Annotated in this window: 9 protein-coding genes; 8 read left to right on the forward strand and 1 reads right to left on the reverse strand. The window is 56.5% G+C overall.

The features are described 5' to 3' along the window. The first annotated feature begins 43 nt into the window (after positions 1-43). The 5 genes from prmA to BN2762_RS13125 all read left to right on the forward strand — a co-directional run bounded on the left by prmA (position 44) and on the right by BN2762_RS13125 (position 4494). A complete protein-coding gene (gene prmA, locus BN2762_RS13105; RefSeq protein WP_055107407.1) occupies positions 44-1012 on the forward strand; it encodes a 50S ribosomal protein L11 methyltransferase in 969 nt (322 codons plus the stop codon). Positions 1013-1018: 6 nt separating this feature from the next. Then, positions 1019-1702: a site-2 protease family protein gene (locus BN2762_RS13110; protein ID WP_055107408.1), complete on the forward strand. Its 684-nt coding sequence runs from the start codon at positions 1019-1021 to the stop codon at positions 1700-1702. A gap of 92 nt (positions 1703-1794) precedes the next feature. Beyond that, positions 1795-2559 carry a 16S rRNA (uracil(1498)-N(3))-methyltransferase gene (locus BN2762_RS13115; RefSeq protein ID WP_055107409.1) on the forward strand — a complete coding sequence of 255 codons (765 nt, stop codon included), beginning with the start codon at positions 1795-1797 and terminating at the stop codon, positions 2557-2559. 3 nt (positions 2560-2562) lie between these two features. Further along, positions 2563-3903, forward strand: a complete 1341-nt coding sequence (mtaB, locus tag BN2762_RS13120) for a tRNA (N(6)-L-threonylcarbamoyladenosine(37)-C(2))-methylthiotransferase MtaB (RefSeq protein WP_055107410.1) — start codon at positions 2563-2565, stop codon at positions 3901-3903. A gap of 159 nt (positions 3904-4062) precedes the next feature. Next, positions 4063-4494, forward strand: coding sequence for an NUDIX hydrolase (locus BN2762_RS13125; RefSeq protein ID WP_055107411.1), 432 nt, complete (start codon positions 4063-4065; stop codon positions 4492-4494). On the opposite strand, the gene BN2762_RS13130 is transcribed toward BN2762_RS13125, so the two are convergent. Beyond that, entirely contained in the window at positions 4491-5531 is a 1041-nt protein-coding gene (locus BN2762_RS13130) for a Na/Pi cotransporter family protein (RefSeq protein ID WP_055107412.1), read from the reverse strand. The genes BN2762_RS13125 and BN2762_RS13130 overlap by 4 nt on opposite strands. A gap of 152 nt (positions 5532-5683) precedes the next feature. Between BN2762_RS13130 and BN2762_RS13135 the strand changes: the two genes are divergently transcribed. The 3 genes from BN2762_RS13135 (at position 5684) to addA (ending at position 15089) form a co-directional block, all read left to right on the forward strand. Next, positions 5684-7054 (forward strand): class I SAM-dependent rRNA methyltransferase, encoded by a 1371-nt coding sequence (locus tag BN2762_RS13135; RefSeq protein ID WP_055107413.1) that lies wholly within the window; start codon positions 5684-5686, stop codon positions 7052-7054. Between the two features lie 330 nt (positions 7055-7384). Then, complete coding sequence (addB, locus tag BN2762_RS13140) at positions 7385-10945, forward strand: helicase-exonuclease AddAB subunit AddB (RefSeq protein WP_055107414.1); 3561 nt, start codon at positions 7385-7387, stop codon at positions 10943-10945. Further along, positions 10905-15089 carry a helicase-exonuclease AddAB subunit AddA gene (addA, locus tag BN2762_RS13145; protein ID WP_074048627.1) on the forward strand — a complete coding sequence of 1395 codons (4185 nt, stop codon included), beginning with the start codon at positions 10905-10907 and terminating at the stop codon, positions 15087-15089. The genes addB and addA overlap by 41 nt, the downstream gene beginning before the upstream one ends. Positions 15090-15122 lie beyond the last annotated feature (33 nt).

Below are 15122 nucleotides of genomic sequence, written 5' to 3' on the forward strand. Positions count from 1 at the left end.
TACAATAAAAGGTATGCGTATGAACCGAGGAGGATAAATCAACATGATTTGGAAGGAAATAACCATACATACAACGGAAGAAGCAGTAGAGATGATAACCAACTTCTTGCATGAAGAGGGAGCCGGGGGCGTAACCATTGAAGAGTACGTAGATAACAACAAGCCTAGAGATACTTCCTTGGGACAATGGTTTGAAATACCGCCCAATGATATTCCTCAGGGGGAAGCAAGGATCAGCGGTTATTTCCCGGAGGGCACGAACGTGGAAGCGGTCATTGCTTCAGTGGAGGAGCGAATCGCAGAGCTGGCCGAATTTGATATTGATGCGGGCCGCGCGGACATCGTTGTGAAGGATGTCAGCGAGGACGATTGGGCGAACAATTGGAAGCAGTATTTCAAGCCGATCCGGGTGTCCGAGAGATTGACGATCAAGCCGACATGGGAAGAATACGCTCCACAATCGGAGGAAGAGAGAATCATCGAGCTCGATCCGGGCATGGCCTTCGGAACCGGGACGCATCCGACGACATCGCTGTGCCTGCGTACGCTGGAAGGCGTTATCCGGCCGGGGGATGAAGTCATCGACGTCGGGACAGGCTCCGGCATACTCGCGATAGGGGCAGCCAAGCTGGGTGCTTCCCGGGTGCTTGCGCTGGATCTGGATCCGGTCGCGGTATCCAGCGCGCTTGAGAATACAAGGCTGAACAAGCTGGAGAATCAGATTACCGTCGTAGAAAGCGACCTGCTGTCTGTATTGAAGCAGGAGACTGGTGCCGAGCTTAACGTTGCACTCCCCGTTCGCGTTGTCGTCGCCAACATTCTGGCGGAAATCATTCTCTTATTTATTGATGATGTCTACCAGGCGCTGCAGCCGGGTGGCTATTATATCGCTTCGGGAATATACAAGAACAAAGAACAAGCCGTGGAGGAAGCGCTGCTTGCCGCGGGATTTGAGATCGCGGAGACTGCCCGGGAAGAAGATTGGGTCGCTTTCGTGGCTAGAAAGAGGTAGCTGTTCATGGATTTTTTAAATCAAATATTGCGTATTCCTTTGGATCAGCTGCCGTATTTCCTGATTACGCTGATCATTGCTTTTACCGTGCATGAATTTTCCCATGCTTATTTTGCCAACAAGTTCGGGGATCCGACGGCAAGGCTGCAGGGGCGTGTTACGCTGAATCCGGCCGTCCACTTCGATCTGCTCGGGGTCATTCTGCTTCTGCTTGCAGGATTCGGCTGGGCTAGGCCGGTTCCTGTCAACCGGGACAATTTTGAGAAGCCCCGTCAAATGGGCATCGTCGTCAGCGCGGCAGGGCCGCTCAGCAATTTGCTGCTCGGCTTTCTAGGAACGATGATTTATGTCGCGCTTTCCAGTTTCGGCATCATTGACATGATAACAAATGAGATTCTGCTCGATGCCGTGCATAAATTTTTCACCATTTTCTGTGTCATGAACTTTTTCCTTTTCCTATTTAACCTGGTGCCGCTGCCTCCGCTTGACGGTTACCGGCTGCTGGAGGACATCGTACCTGACCGGGTCAGATTCAGATTGAAGCAGTTCGAGCAATGGTCCATCTTTATCTTTTTACTCATTCTGATTCTCCCGCCGCTCCGCAATGTGACCATTGAGCCTCTCTACACGGGAGCCAGAACGATTTTCTTCCAATTCGCCAATTTCTTTCTTATGCTGTTTGGCAGGTAGAACCGGCTGTTTTTTTCGGGTAATAAACACTGGAATCCATAATTCAAAAGTTGTATGATGTTCTTTGGTGATTAAGGTGAGGTTGATGATAAATGCAGCGCTATTTTATTGATCCCGCACAATTTGGGGACAAGACGGTGAGCATAACCGGCGAGGACGCCCGCCATATCGGCAAAGTGATGCGCTCCAAGCCTGAAGATAAGCTGATTGTCAGCGATGGGATTGCCAGGGAGGCGCTCGTCGAGATCACGGAGATCGAAGCGCATGAGGTGACCGCCCGCATTATTGAACAGCTCGAAGCATCCGGCGAGCCTCGCGCCCAGGTTACGATAGCCCAAAGCCTGCCGAAAGGCGATAAAATGGAGCTCGTGATCCAGAAATGCACAGAGATCGGCGCCGCCTCCTTCCTGCCTTTTATGTCTGAGCGGACGGTGGTGCAATACGATCCGCGCAAAGAGGAGAAGCGTACGGTGCGCTGGCGTAAAATCGCCAAAGAGGCGGCCGAGCAGGCTCATCGCAGCAAAATACCCGCAATCGAACCGCCGGTCGCTTGGAAGGGACTGCTTGCGAAGCTGCCTGAATATGACCTCGCCTGCGTATGTTACGAGAAGGAGCACGGCCAGCAGCTGCGGGACGTGCTGAAGCCTTTTGCGGAGCGGCTGGGCCGCGGAACGGAAGTGCGGATATTGGTCGCCGTCGGGCCCGAGGGCGGGTTTACCGAGCAGGAGATTACGCAATTAGAGGCGGCAGGTGCCGTATCCGTGGGGCTAGGCCGCAGAATATTAAGAACGGAGACGGCCGGCATGGCCGCTCTAACCTGCATCATGTATGAAACCGGAGAAATGGGGGAGATTTGAACAATGCCATCCGTCGCTTTTTACACCTTGGGCTGCAAGGTTAACTTCTATGATACAGAAGCCATATGGCAGCTTTTCAAAAATGAAGGCTACGAGCAGGTCGATTTTGAACAGACCGCCGATGTATATTTGATAAATACCTGCACGGTTACCAATACAGGCGATAAGAAATCGCGGCAAATTATTCGCCGGGCGATTCGCCGCAATCCGGAGGCGATCATCGCGGTGACGGGCTGCTATGCCCAGACCTCGCCTGCTGAAATCCTGGACATTCCGGGAGTTGATCTTGTCATCGGCACCCAGGACAGGGACAAGATCATGCCGCTCATTGGGCAGCTGCAGGAGCAGCGCCAGCCGATTAACGCGGTGCGCAACATTATGAAGACTCGGGATTTTGAAGAGCTTGACGTTCCCGACTTCGCGGATCGGACCCGCGCCTTCCTTAAAATTCAGGAGGGCTGCAATAATTTCTGCACCTTCTGCATCATTCCATGGTCGCGGGGGCTATCCCGCAGCCGTGATCCGCAAAGCGTCGTAAATCAGGCGAAGCAGCTGGTTGCCGCGGGGTACAAGGAAATCGTATTGACTGGCATCCATACCGGCGGGTATGGAGATGACCTTGAAAATTACCGTTTATCCGATTTGCTCTGGGAGCTGGACAAGGTCGAAGGCCTTGAGCGCGTACGGATCAGCTCGATCGAAGCTAGCCAAATCGACGAGAAGATGCTGGAAGTGCTGAAGGGGTCCAGCAAAATGTGCCGCCATTTCCATATTCCGCTCCAGGCGGGCAGCAATGAAGTACTTAAGCGCATGAGACGGAAATATACCATCGAAGAGTTCGAGCATAAAATTAAAATGATCCGCGCCTTTATGCCGGACGTGGCGATTACGACCGATATCATCGTCGGCTTTCCGGGAGAGACCGACGAGCTGTTCCGCGAGGGCTTCGAGGCGATTAAACGCATCGGCTTCTCCGAGATGCATGTGTTCCCTTATTCCAAACGGACCGGCACGCCGGCTGCCCGGATGGAGGATCAGGTGGATGAGGAAGTGAAGCACGCGCGGGTCCACGAGCTGATCGACCTTTCGGAAACGATGCAGCTCGCTTATGCCCAGAAGTTTGTCGGCCAGGTGCTTGACGTTATTCCGGAGAAGGATGAGAAGGGATTGTCGGGCGAGGGCTGCGCAACCGGGTTCAGCGATAACTATTTGCAGATCCGCTTTGCGGCACCGGGGGATTTGACTGGCAAGGTGTGCCGGGTCAAGCTGACGGAGGCAGGCGTGAATACCTGCGAAGGGCAGCTCGTGCGCATTTTGGAGGATACGTCCAAAGCGCTGGCTTAGGGAAGGCCGCCTAGCCGTCGCAGCTTCAATATCATAAGGACCTTCAAGGATTTCACCCCGGGGTGAAGTCCTTGTTGTCCATTTTGGGTGTTCACCCGGTGATGACCAAGCGAGAGCCCGTTTTGCAGGAATGAAGCTCAATATAAGGAGGGATCAAGTATGCCGTCCAAGCAAATATCCGCAGGAGGCATTGTCTACCGCAGGGAAGCGGGGCAATTGCAAATACAGCTCATTACGGACCGATACGGCAAAATCTCATTTCCCAAAGGGAAAAGGGAAAATAGTGAGACGATCGAACAGACCGCGCTACGCGAAATAAAGGAAGAAACCGGCATTATCGGCCGGATCGTAAGGCTCATCGATATTATTGCCTATACCTATCATCATCCGCAGCAAGGGGATATCCAAAAGGAAGTCCATTACTATCTTGTCGAGAGCGAGGGCGGTATCCTGAGGCCGCAGACGGAGGAGATCCGCAGCGTTGCCTGGTATGATCCCGAAGTCGCATGGGAAAGACAGTGCAATGCCGGTTATGACAATAATGATTTTATTTTGGAAAAAGCGCTTAAACTGCTGGACGTTCACGTCTAATCACGCCATTTAGCAGAGGATACCGCAGCTGCCGGCGCGGAATATTGCGGCGGACGGCGCCCGGGGCCATCCCATCTCGACCATACGGGCAAGTAGCAGAAGGGGAGCGCCAGCAAAGAACAAACGACATTAAAAATCGTCTGCGTATGCGCGATTTGAGCTCCGGGATCGCTGCTCAGCCAGGCAGCGGCCGTCCCGAGCCAGGGAATCAACGGCAGGAACAGCAGCGCGCCCAGGACGTTCAGGAGCACATGGGACCAGGCGACGAAGCGGCCTGACCGGGTGCTGCCGACCGAAGCGATCAGCGGCGTAATGCATGTGCCTACATTGGAGCCGATGACCGTGGCGATCCCGAACTCGGCAGGGAGTGTTCCCATGGCCACAAGCCCCATCGTCATGGCAATAACAGCCGCACTGCTATGGATAAGCGCAGTGAGAATCGCTCCGGCGGCAGCTCCCCATAGAAGGCTGTCAGCCGCGTGATGCAGCAGCCAGGCGATAACGCCGCGCTCCTCCAGGGCCGGCCCGATCGACTGCATCCACCTAATTGCGATCATAATAAGGCTGAAGCCGAATACGGCGAGCGCCCCGAACTGGAGCGGTCTCAACAGATGCGTCCAACCAGCGCCGCTTCGGCGCTGGGGCAGGATCTCTTCGCCGAGCACGGCGGCGGCCCATATCGCCAGGGAACCGATCAGCAGCGGAGTGCCAAGGCGCGAGATATTTAGAGCGATCAGCTCCGTAGTCAAGCAGGTTCCGATATTGCCCCCGAGGATAATGCCAAGCGTGCGGCCATATGACAGGAGCCCCGCATTGACAAGCCCGATCGTCATGACGGTTATCGCCGTACTGCTCTGCAGCACAGCCGTGACCAGGGTGCTCGACAGCATGCCCGTCCACGGCGTACGCGTCGAGGCTTGCAGCAGGCCGATCAGCCTTGGCCCGGCCCAGGCCTGCAGCGCAGACTCCATAATTTTCATGCCAAGCAGAAACAGGGCAAAGCCGAATGTCGCCGGGAACACAATTTCGTGAAACATGAGCTCCCTCCTCAGATTAAAGCTGTACAAGTTACATATATGCGATGCTTGCGGCTCTCATGCCCTAAGGAGAAGCCTGGCCGCCTTATCTGGGGAGGCGTGAATCCGGCGGCGGGCGGGAGACGCTATTAGAATAAGAGGAGTGGTTCAACATGCCATCAGTCATACTGCAACGCGGCCGCAAGAAGCGGCTGGAACAGGGGCATCCCTGGATTTACAGCAATGAAATCGAGAAAACGGAGGGCAAGCCGGAGCCGGGCAGTCTGGTAGCCGTGCTTGACTGGAGAGGCAAGTTCCTGGCAACGGGCTACTATAATCCCGCTTCGCAAATAACAGTTCGCGTCGTCTCCTATCAACCGCTGGAGGCGATGGATGTCTCCTTTTTTATTCAGCGTTTTGAACAGTGCCTCAAGCATCGCAGAAGATTCGTACATGAGGATGCTTACCGGCTCGTCTACGGAGAGGCCGACTTCTTGCCGGGGCTCATCGTGGACCGGTTCGGCGACGTACTCGTCGTGCAGCTGCTTACACTGGGAATGGACCGCTGCCGCGATAGCATCGTGGAAGCCCTGGTGTCCATTCTTCAGCCAGCTGGCATTTACGAACGCAGCGACGTATCCGTCCGTGCCATGGAAGGCCTGGAAGAGGTGAAGGGGCCGCTTTACGGCAATCCTCCGCGCCATGTAACCGTTACGGAGAACGGCTTGCTGATCCAAGTTGATATTTGGCAGGGGCAGAAGACGGGCTACTTCTTCGATCAGCGCGAGAACCGCGCCTCGATCGAGCCTTTGATGACGGGCTGGGGGGAGCGAAGCGGCATTACGCTGCAGCAGCTTCCGGCCGAGGGTGGAGGCATGCGCACGGCTCCGGTCAACCGGAAGGGCAAGGAGGTCACTTTCCCGTATTGGGACGGAGCGACCGTGCTGGAATGCTTCTCCCATACGGGAAGCTTTACACTGCATGCCTGCAAATATGGCGCCAAAAAAGTAACCTGCCTCGATATTTCAGAGCATGCGATTCAAAGCGCCCGGGAGAACGTCAGACTGAACGGTTTCGAGGATCGGGTCGAATTCGTCGTTGCCGATGCTTTCGAATACCTGCGCAGCCAGGTCAAGGGGCTGGACGAACGGCGCGAGCGTTCGGCCGATGGCGGCAAGGCAGACACCTCGCTTCCCATGACGGCCGGCGGGGGGCGGACCTGGGACGTCGTCATTCTCGATCCGCCGGCCTTCGCTAAGACGAAGGGGGCGGTCAAAGGAGCGTGCAGAGGCTACAAAGACATTAATTTGCATGGACTGAAGCTGGTTAACGAGGGCGGCTATCTGGTAACCGCCAGCTGCTCCTACCATATGAAGCCGGAGCTGTTCCTGCAGACGATCCAAGATGCGGCGATGGACGCGGGCAAAATCCTCAGGCTGATCGAATGGCGGGCCGCGGGGAAGGACCATCCGCAAATCCTTGGCGTCAACGAGGGGCATTACTTGAAATTCGCGATCTTCGAAGTGCGAACAAAGACGTATTGATCGGCTTCAGCCAGTTAAAATAAAGGGAATTTGCATGCTCCAACATTTGCCGCGTTTTGGAGCATAGGACCGTGTCTTGAGAAAGTGCGCGGTATGATGGGTTATTCTTCAGACAAGACTTCTGATCGAATCAGAAGTCTTGTTGTATTACGAGGGCTTTGCAGTTTAAAATAGACAGAACATACATTCTTGTTTCGTGCTTAATCACGACCGCCGGTATGCTATAATGTAAATTAACAACTTGGCCGGGACATAAGGCCGCGAATGTCCGCGTTTTTTGCTTTCATAGATTTCTAGTCTTACGGCAACCTTGCTGTTAGGAGGAGCACCATGTCACTTCAATTTATCATCGGCCGTTCGGGGAGCGGCAAGAGCAGCCTCATTCTGGAGCGGATCACTTCGATGCTGAGAGCGGATCCGGGCGGAGCCCCAATCATATTAATTGCACCGGAGCAGGGGACGTTCCAGATCGAGCGTGCGATCGTACAGTCAGAGCAATTATTCGGCACCGTACGGGCCCAGGTGCTGGGCTTTCACCGCCTGGCTCTGCGGATTATGCAGGAAACCGGCGGGGCAGCGCTGATACCGATCAGCGAAGAGGGCAAGAAGATGCTCCTCTACAAAATCATGCGCAGGCACCGGAGGGAGCTGAAGCTGTTCAAGCAGTCCGGTGATCAACTGGGTGTCATCGACCGGATCAATGCGCTTTACAGCGAGCTGAAGAAATACGATGCTGACTTTTCGGATTTTGATAAGTATGAGAAGACTTTGGGGGAGTCGGACAGAGAATCGCCCCTTTTGAAGGATAAGCTGCATGATCTGAGCATCATCTACCGTGAATTTGACCAGGAATTGTCCAGGCTCTACATAGATGCTGAGGATCATGTTGTAAAGCTGGCGGAAGGCGCTCCGAAGTCCGCTTACCTTCGCGGCGCTGATATATGGATCGACGGCTTTCAATCCTTCACCCCACAGGAGTATAAAGCCATCGGCGCGCTGATGTCGGTCGCTTCCTCAGTCACTGTATCGCTTACGCTGGACCGTCCGTATGATGACGGAGTGCCGCCGCACGAGCTGAACCTGTTCCATTCTACGGCGATCACGTATATGAAGCTTCGCGCGCTTGCCGAGGCATGCGGGATCGAGGTTAAGCCAGCGGTCGTGCTGGCCACCCGCCCATACCCGAGATTCAGGGACAATGAGACGCTGTCTCATTTGGAATATGCTTATGAGCATCGCATTCCCTGGAAAGGAAAGGCTCTGCCGGAGGATTTGCCGGCCTCCTTGTCTGTGCATGCCGCAGGCAGCCGGCGCACGGAGACGGAAGGAGCTGCGCGAGCTATGGTCGCCCTTGCCAGGGAGCAGGGGGCGAGATGGCGGGATATGGCTCTGTTCGTCCGAAATTTGGAGGATTACGACCATTTGATCGGCCCGGTGTTCGAGGAATACGGTATTCCCTACTTCCTGGATCAGAAACGCAGCGTGCTTTATCATCCCCTCGTGGAGCTGATTCGGGGAGCTATGGATGTCGTGCTGAAATTTTGGAAATACGAGGATGTATTCCGCTGCGTCAAAAGCGAATTTCTTCTGCCGCAAGACGGCAGCTTGACGCGAAGCGACATGGATCGGCTTGAGAATTATGTGCTGGCCAGCGGGATTCAGGGCTACCGCTGGAACGACGGCCGACCGTGGAAAGGGGCGCCCAGCCTGTCGCTTGAAGCCTCCGACCGTCCGGAGGACCAGGCGGCAGGCGAGGCGATGCAGGTATTGGAGCGCTGCCGCGAGGCGGTTGTGACGCCGCTGTCAGCCTTTGAGACCAGGCTGAAGCGGAGCCGCAGCGCCCGGGAAATGTGCACCGCAGTCTACAGGCTGCTTGAGGACGTGGAAGCTGCCCACCGCCTGGACAAGCTGGCGCATGTAGCCCAGGCCGAAGGACGGCCGCAAGAGGCGATGGAGTATCGCCAGCTGTGGAACGCCATTCTGGATCTTCTCGATCAGATCGTGGAAATGATGGGAGAGGAGGAGCTCAGCCTGGATATCTTTGCCGGCATTATGGAGACCGGCTTGCAGGATCTGAAATTATCCCTTGTTCCGCCGTCTCTTGACCAGGTGCTGATCGGAAGCACGGACCGCACGCGCTCCAGCCACGTAAAGCATTTGTTCCTGCTTGGAATCAACGAAGGCATTATGCCTGCCAGCCTGCAGGAAGAAGGGGTGCTTAGCGATCAGGAGCGGGTGCGCCTTTCCGAAATCGGCATGGACCTTGCCCCGAGCCTGACGCGGAGGCTGCTTGATGAACGCTTCCTCATTTATGAAGCATTGTCGGCGGCGAGCCGCTCGCTGTGGCTGAGCTATCCGCTGGCTGACGAAGACGGCAAAGCGCTCCTGCCTTCCGAGGTAATCCGCCATGTGAAGACGATTTTCCCCGGCCTGCAGGAGCGCTTTCTGGCTGATGCTCCGGCAGCGGCGGAGCAGGAGGAGCGGCAGCTTGAATATGTAAGCCGGCCGGAGCCGACGTTATCCCGGCTGATCGACCAGCTGCGGCTTTGGAGGAGCGGAGAAGAAATCTCCCCTGTATGGTGGAATGCACTCGCCTGGTACAAGGCCCATCCCGAATGGGACGGCAAGGTAAGCCGCCTGCTCAGCTCGCTGGAATACCGCAATAGGGTGCGGGGGCTTTCTGCCGCTACGAGCCGGAGATTGTACGGCAAGCGTCTCCGTACGAGTGTATCGCGAATGGAGAGATTTTCAGCATGTCCGTTCTCACATTTCGCTTCCCATGGCTTGAAGCTGAGAGAACGGCAAATTTACCGGTTGAAGGCCCCGGATATCGGCCAGCTGTTTCATGCAGCGCTTAGCTCGATGGCCCTTACTTTTAAGGAGCAGAATCGCAGCTGGGGCAGTCTTACCCCGGAGCAGTGCCTGCAGGAGGCGGAGATCGCGGTCGACCGGATCGCGCCGAAGCTGCAGGGGGAAATCCTGCTCAGCTCAAAACGCTACGGTTATATTACCCGCAAGCTGAAGAATATCGTAGGCCGCGCCTCCGTCATCCTCGGCGAGCAATCGAGGAGGGGCAGCTTCGAGCCGATCGGCCTGGAGCTGGATTTCGGTCCGGGCCAAGCCTTGCCGCCGCTTACCTTCGAGCTGCCGAACGGGTGCGTCATGGAGATTATCGGCCGGATCGACCGCGTCGATGTAGCGGAGGGAGAGCAGGGGCTGCTGCTAAGGGTCATCGATTATAAGTCGAGCCAGACGGATTTGAAGCTTCATGAGGTGTATTACGGCTTGTCGCTGCAAATGCTGACCTATCTTGAGGTGCTGTTGGCGTCGGCGGAGTCGTGGCTGGGAGAACGGGCCCTGCCGGCAGGCACGCTGTATTTCCATGTGCATAACCCGCTGCTTCAGAGCAGCAATGGGATGAGTACAGAGCAGGCCGAGCTGGAAATGCTGAAGCGATTCAAAATGAAGGGATTGCTGCTCGCGGATCGGGATGTGATCTCGAAGATGGACAGCGTGCTGGACAAAGGATATTCCGATATTCTGCCGGTTGCCGTCAAGGCTGATGGCGGCTTCTACAGCAGCGCTTCCGTCGCAACAGAGGAGCAGTGGCACAAGCTGCTTCGTTCGGTGCGGCGGGCGATTACGGAAATAGGAACGAGAATTACGGACGGGGATGTACGGATTGCTCCGTACCGGCTAGGTCAAGAGACGGCCTGCACCTACTGCGCCTTCAAGCCGGTATGCCGCTTCGATGAGGCGGTGGAGGGCACGTCCTATCAAATGCTGAGCAAGCCAGGCAAGGACAAGCTGTGGGAGCTGTTCGAACAGAATGACAGAGAGGAGGAGCAAGATGAGCATACCGAAGCCTCCAGGCAGCTACTGGAGCGATGATCAGTGGAGAGCGATATCGCAGTCGGGCAGCAACATGCTGATCGCGGCAGCCGCAGGCTCCGGCAAAACGGCGGTGCTGGTGGAGCGGATCATTCAGAAGCTGTGCAATAAGGAGCATCCGCTCAGCGTGGATCGCCTGCTTGTGGCCACCTTCACCAAGGCGGCGGCATCAGAAATGAGGCAGCGCATCCGGGAAGCGCTGGAGAAGGAGCTGGCGCGTAATCCTGCCGACGAGCATCTGGGGCGGCAGCTAGCTATGCTTGGCCGCGCTTCGATTACGACGCTTCATTCCTTCTGTATGGAAGTCATTCAGCGCTATTATACGCTCATCCCGCTTGACCCCGGCTTCCGCATCGCTTCCGAGAGCGAGACAGCCCTGCTTCGTCAGGAAGTGCTCGAGGAGCTGTTCGAAGAGAAATATGCGCAAGAGCGGGAAGGCAGTCCTTTTTTGAGCCTGGTAGATTGGTTCGGCGGCGAACGCAGCGATGATGCTGTATTTTTCCTCGTTCAGAAGCTGTATGATTTCTCGCGAAGCCACCCTTGGCCGGACTTCTGGCTGAGGCAGGCAGCTGAAGCCTTCGCCGTACCGAGTGTGGAGGCTCTGGAGAAGAGCGTGTGGGTCAGCAGCATTCTAAGCGATGCCAAGCTGACGCTGGAGGGAGCCGTCCAGCTGCTTAAGCAGGCTCAGGAGATCTCCCTCGCTCCTGGCGGACCGCAGCCGTATGCGGCCACGCTTGAAGAGGATATTTCAATGATTGAAAGGATGCTGGCTTCCGTTAATGCAGGACAATGGTCGGAGCTGCATGGGAAATTTAGCAGCATCGCCTTCGGCAAGCTGAAGCCGTGCAAGAAGGATCAGACCGATCCCGCATTGCAGGATCGGGTCAAGGGGCTGCGTGAAGAAGCGAAGAAGACGCTCAATGAGCTGCGCACGCAGCTGTTCGGCCGTCCGCCAGAGGCTTTTCTGGACGAGATGAACCAGATGGCCCCGCTGATGGCCGAGCTGTCCTCCTTCGTCAGTGAGTTCGCTGAGCGCTACCGCAAGGAGAAGACGGCTAAAGGCTGGCTGGATTTCGCTGATCTGGAGCATTACTGCCTGCAAATTTTGCGCCATCCGGATTCGACCTGGGATCAAGTCATTCCTTCAGATGCCGCGCTGGAGTACCAGAAGCAATTCGAGGAGGTGCTCCTCGACGAATATCAGGATACGAACACGGTGCAGGAGGATATCGTCCGGCTGATTTCCCGGCAGGAGCCGGGCAATCGCTTTATGGTTGGCGACGTGAAGCAGAGCATATACCGGTTCAGGCTGGCTGAGCCCGGGCTGTTCCTGCAGAAATATCGGAGCTATGGCGAGAACGAGTCTGCAGAGGGGCTAAAAATCGATCTTGCCCGCAATTTCCGCAGCCGGCGGGAAGTGATCGATGCCGTCAACCATATTTTTCGTCAAATCATGAGCGAGAGGGTTGCGGAAATCTCGTACGACTCCCGCTCGGAGCTCGTGTACGGGGAAGGCTATCCCGGCAATGACGGGGAGGATTATCGCCCCGAGCTGCTTCTGATCGACCGCAGCGGCGATGCGGGCTTCGATGGGGAGCTGCCGTCAGCCGATGACGACACGGAAGGAATGCGGGCCGACGAGGAGCTGGCCGATCTGGAGGCTGTGCGCCTGGAGGCCCGAGCCATTGCGGCCAGGATCCGGGAGCTGCGGCAGAAGCCTTTGCGCATCTACGACAAGCATTTGAAGAGCCTGCGGCCCGTGGAGTACCGGGATATGGTCATTCTGCTCCGCTCTACCCTGACTTGGGCTCCCGCCATGATGGAGGAGCTTCAAATGGAAGGCATTCCGGCCTCAGGGGAAGTGAGCCAGGGTTATTTTGAGGCTTCCGAGGTCGAGACGATGATGTCGTTGCTGCAGGTTATCGATAATCCGATGCAGGACATTCCGCTGGCGGCCGTTCTTCGTTCGCCGCTCTGCAGCCTGTCCGAGGAGGAGCTGGCCGAGATACGCCTGGCTGACCCGAAGGGCAATTATTACGAGGCTGTGGAGGCTTATATAAGCCGGGAGGAGACGGTCGCGGAAGACGGGCAGGCTTCGGCGGCTTTCGTCTCAGCAGATTTTACGTCAGCAGACCCTGAGGCAACAGCGCCTGTGTCTGTAGATCCTGAATTGGCAGATCCTATTACAGCAGATTCCCTGTCGTCAGACTATAGTTCAGCGGATTCCGCAGGTTCCATGCCAACAGATTCCAATTCAGCAGGTTCTATGTCAACAAACTCCAATTCAGTAGATTTCATGTTGGCAGATTCCCTGTCAGCGGGGATCGCACCAGAGGAGGCAGGGGCAAAGACCAGCGCGTTGAAGGCCAAGCTTATCTCTTATACGGCACAGCTGGAGAAGTGGCGGGAGCAAGCGAGAGAAGGCGAGTTAGGCGATTTGATCCGGGATATTTACCGGCAGACCGGATTCTTGGATTGGGTTGGCGGCCTGCCGGGCGGAGCACAGCGGCAGGGCAACCTGCGGGCTCTGCTTGACCGCGCCAGACAATTCGAGAAGTCCACATCGGCCCGCGGCCTGTTCAGGTTCCTGAGATATATAACGAGGCTGCGGGAGAACGGCGGAGACCTTGGGGCGGCTGCCGCCGCCGGGGAGCAGGAGGATGCTGTCCGGATTATGACCATTCATAAGAGCAAGGGGCTGGAGTTCCCGGTCGTCTTCGTGGCCGGCCTGTCCAAAATGTTCAACCGGCAGGATTTGAATACGCCGTTTCTGATGCATAAGGAAATGGGCTATGGTCCCAAGTTCGTGGATGAGAACACGCGGGTAAGCTATCCAACGCTTCCGAATCTGGCGATCCGCCGCCGGGCGCAGCTGGAGCTGCTGGCCGAGGAAATCCGGGTGCTGTACGTAGCGCTGACGCGGCCTAAGGACAAGCTCATTCTGATTTCCTCGGTCAAGGATCTGGCCAAATCAGTTGAGTCGTGGGGAGGCATTCTGGCAAGCGGGGAGGAGCGGCTTCCGGATTATTTGATCGCCCGCGGACGGAGTTACTTGGATTGGATCGGACCATCCCTTATCCGCCACCCTGCGGCAGCGCAGCTGAGGGAATTTGCCGGATTGCAGGGCCCTTCACTGAATTATGATGCAGGAAGCCTGCCAGACTGGGTTATCGGCTTTATGCCGGCCGAGCAGTTCGTGACCGCTCTGGCCCAAGCGGCGGCAGCCAAGGCCTGGGCGCCGGAGGAGAGAGCGAGGCTGCAGGCGCTGGTATCCGGCCGGCCTGTTCCCGTCAATCTGGCGGAGGACGACGGGCAGCATGAGGAGCTGAACGCTGCCGTAAAAGCGCGGCTGGACTGGCGCTATCCGTTCGAGACGGCCAGCCGTATTTCGGCCAAGACCTCGGTCACCGAGATGAAGGCGCTCCTGGCGATGCAGGAAGAGCCGCCGATGGATTGGTTCGCTGCGGAGGAAGCTCGCGCGGAGCGGCGCAGCGTGCTTGAAGAAAAGCCGGAATACAAGCTGCACTTGCGCCGTCCGAGATTCATGGAAGAGAAGCGGATGACGCCGACCGAGCGGGGAACGGCCTATCATATGCTCATGCAGCATCTTCCTTTCGATCAGCCGGCGAATGAGGAAACGGTAGAGCAGACGCTGCAGCGATTAGTGGAGCTGCAGATCATGTCCCAGGAGCAGAGCAGGGAAATGGATGCCGCGCGGGTTGCTGACTTTTTACGGAGCCCGCTGGGAGATTTGCTTCGCGGGGCTGACTGGATCCGCCGGGAGATGCCGTTCAGCTACGGCTTGTCTGCCGGAGAGGCTTATCCGCGCTTTGCTCCGCCTACAGCCGGCTCTGAGAATGAACCTGACGGTTCCGGAGAGCGATTCAGGATGGAGCAGCTGGCGGATGAGACCGTGCTGATCCAAGGGATCATCGACTGTTTGTTTGCGGTCGGCGATAAGCTATATTTGCTGGATTACAAGAGTGACCGGGTGCTCGATCATTTAGGGGGCGTGCCGGCTCTTGCGGAAACCTATCGCTTCCAGCTTGAACTTTATGCCAAAGCGATCGAGCAGATCATGGGGCGTCAGGTCGACGAGAAATGGCTGTATTTTTTCGATAACGGAGAAGCGGTCAAAATATAGGAATCATTGTGCAGGAAACATCGTAGCAGTTTT

This window comes from Paenibacillus ihumii (assembly GCF_001403875.1).
Lineage (GTDB): Bacteria > Bacillota > Bacilli > Paenibacillales > Paenibacillaceae > Fontibacillus > Fontibacillus ihumii.

Bases quoted from the DNA above. Each gene is read 5' to 3' on its own strand.
- prmA (WP_055107407.1), top strand. From the start codon at position 44: ATGATTTGGAAGGAAATAACCATACATACAACGGAAGAAGCAGTAGAG.
- BN2762_RS13110 (WP_055107408.1), top strand. From the start codon at position 1,019: ATGGATTTTTTAAATCAAATATTGCGTATTCCTTTGGATCAGCTGCCG.
- BN2762_RS13115 (WP_055107409.1), top strand. From the start codon at position 1,795: ATGCAGCGCTATTTTATTGATCCCGCACAATTTGGGGACAAGACGGTG.
- mtaB (WP_055107410.1), top strand. From the start codon at position 2,563: ATGCCATCCGTCGCTTTTTACACCTTGGGCTGCAAGGTTAACTTCTAT.
- BN2762_RS13125 (WP_055107411.1), top strand. From the start codon at position 4,063: ATGCCGTCCAAGCAAATATCCGCAGGAGGCATTGTCTACCGCAGGGAA.
- BN2762_RS13130 (WP_055107412.1), bottom strand. From the start codon at position 5,531: ATGTTTCACGAAATTGTGTTCCCGGCGACATTCGGCTTTGCCCTGTTT.
- BN2762_RS13135 (WP_055107413.1), top strand. From the start codon at position 5,684: ATGCCATCAGTCATACTGCAACGCGGCCGCAAGAAGCGGCTGGAACAG.
- addB (WP_055107414.1), top strand. From the start codon at position 7,385: ATGTCACTTCAATTTATCATCGGCCGTTCGGGGAGCGGCAAGAGCAGC.
- addA (WP_074048627.1), top strand. From the start codon at position 10,905: ATGAGCATACCGAAGCCTCCAGGCAGCTACTGGAGCGATGATCAGTGG.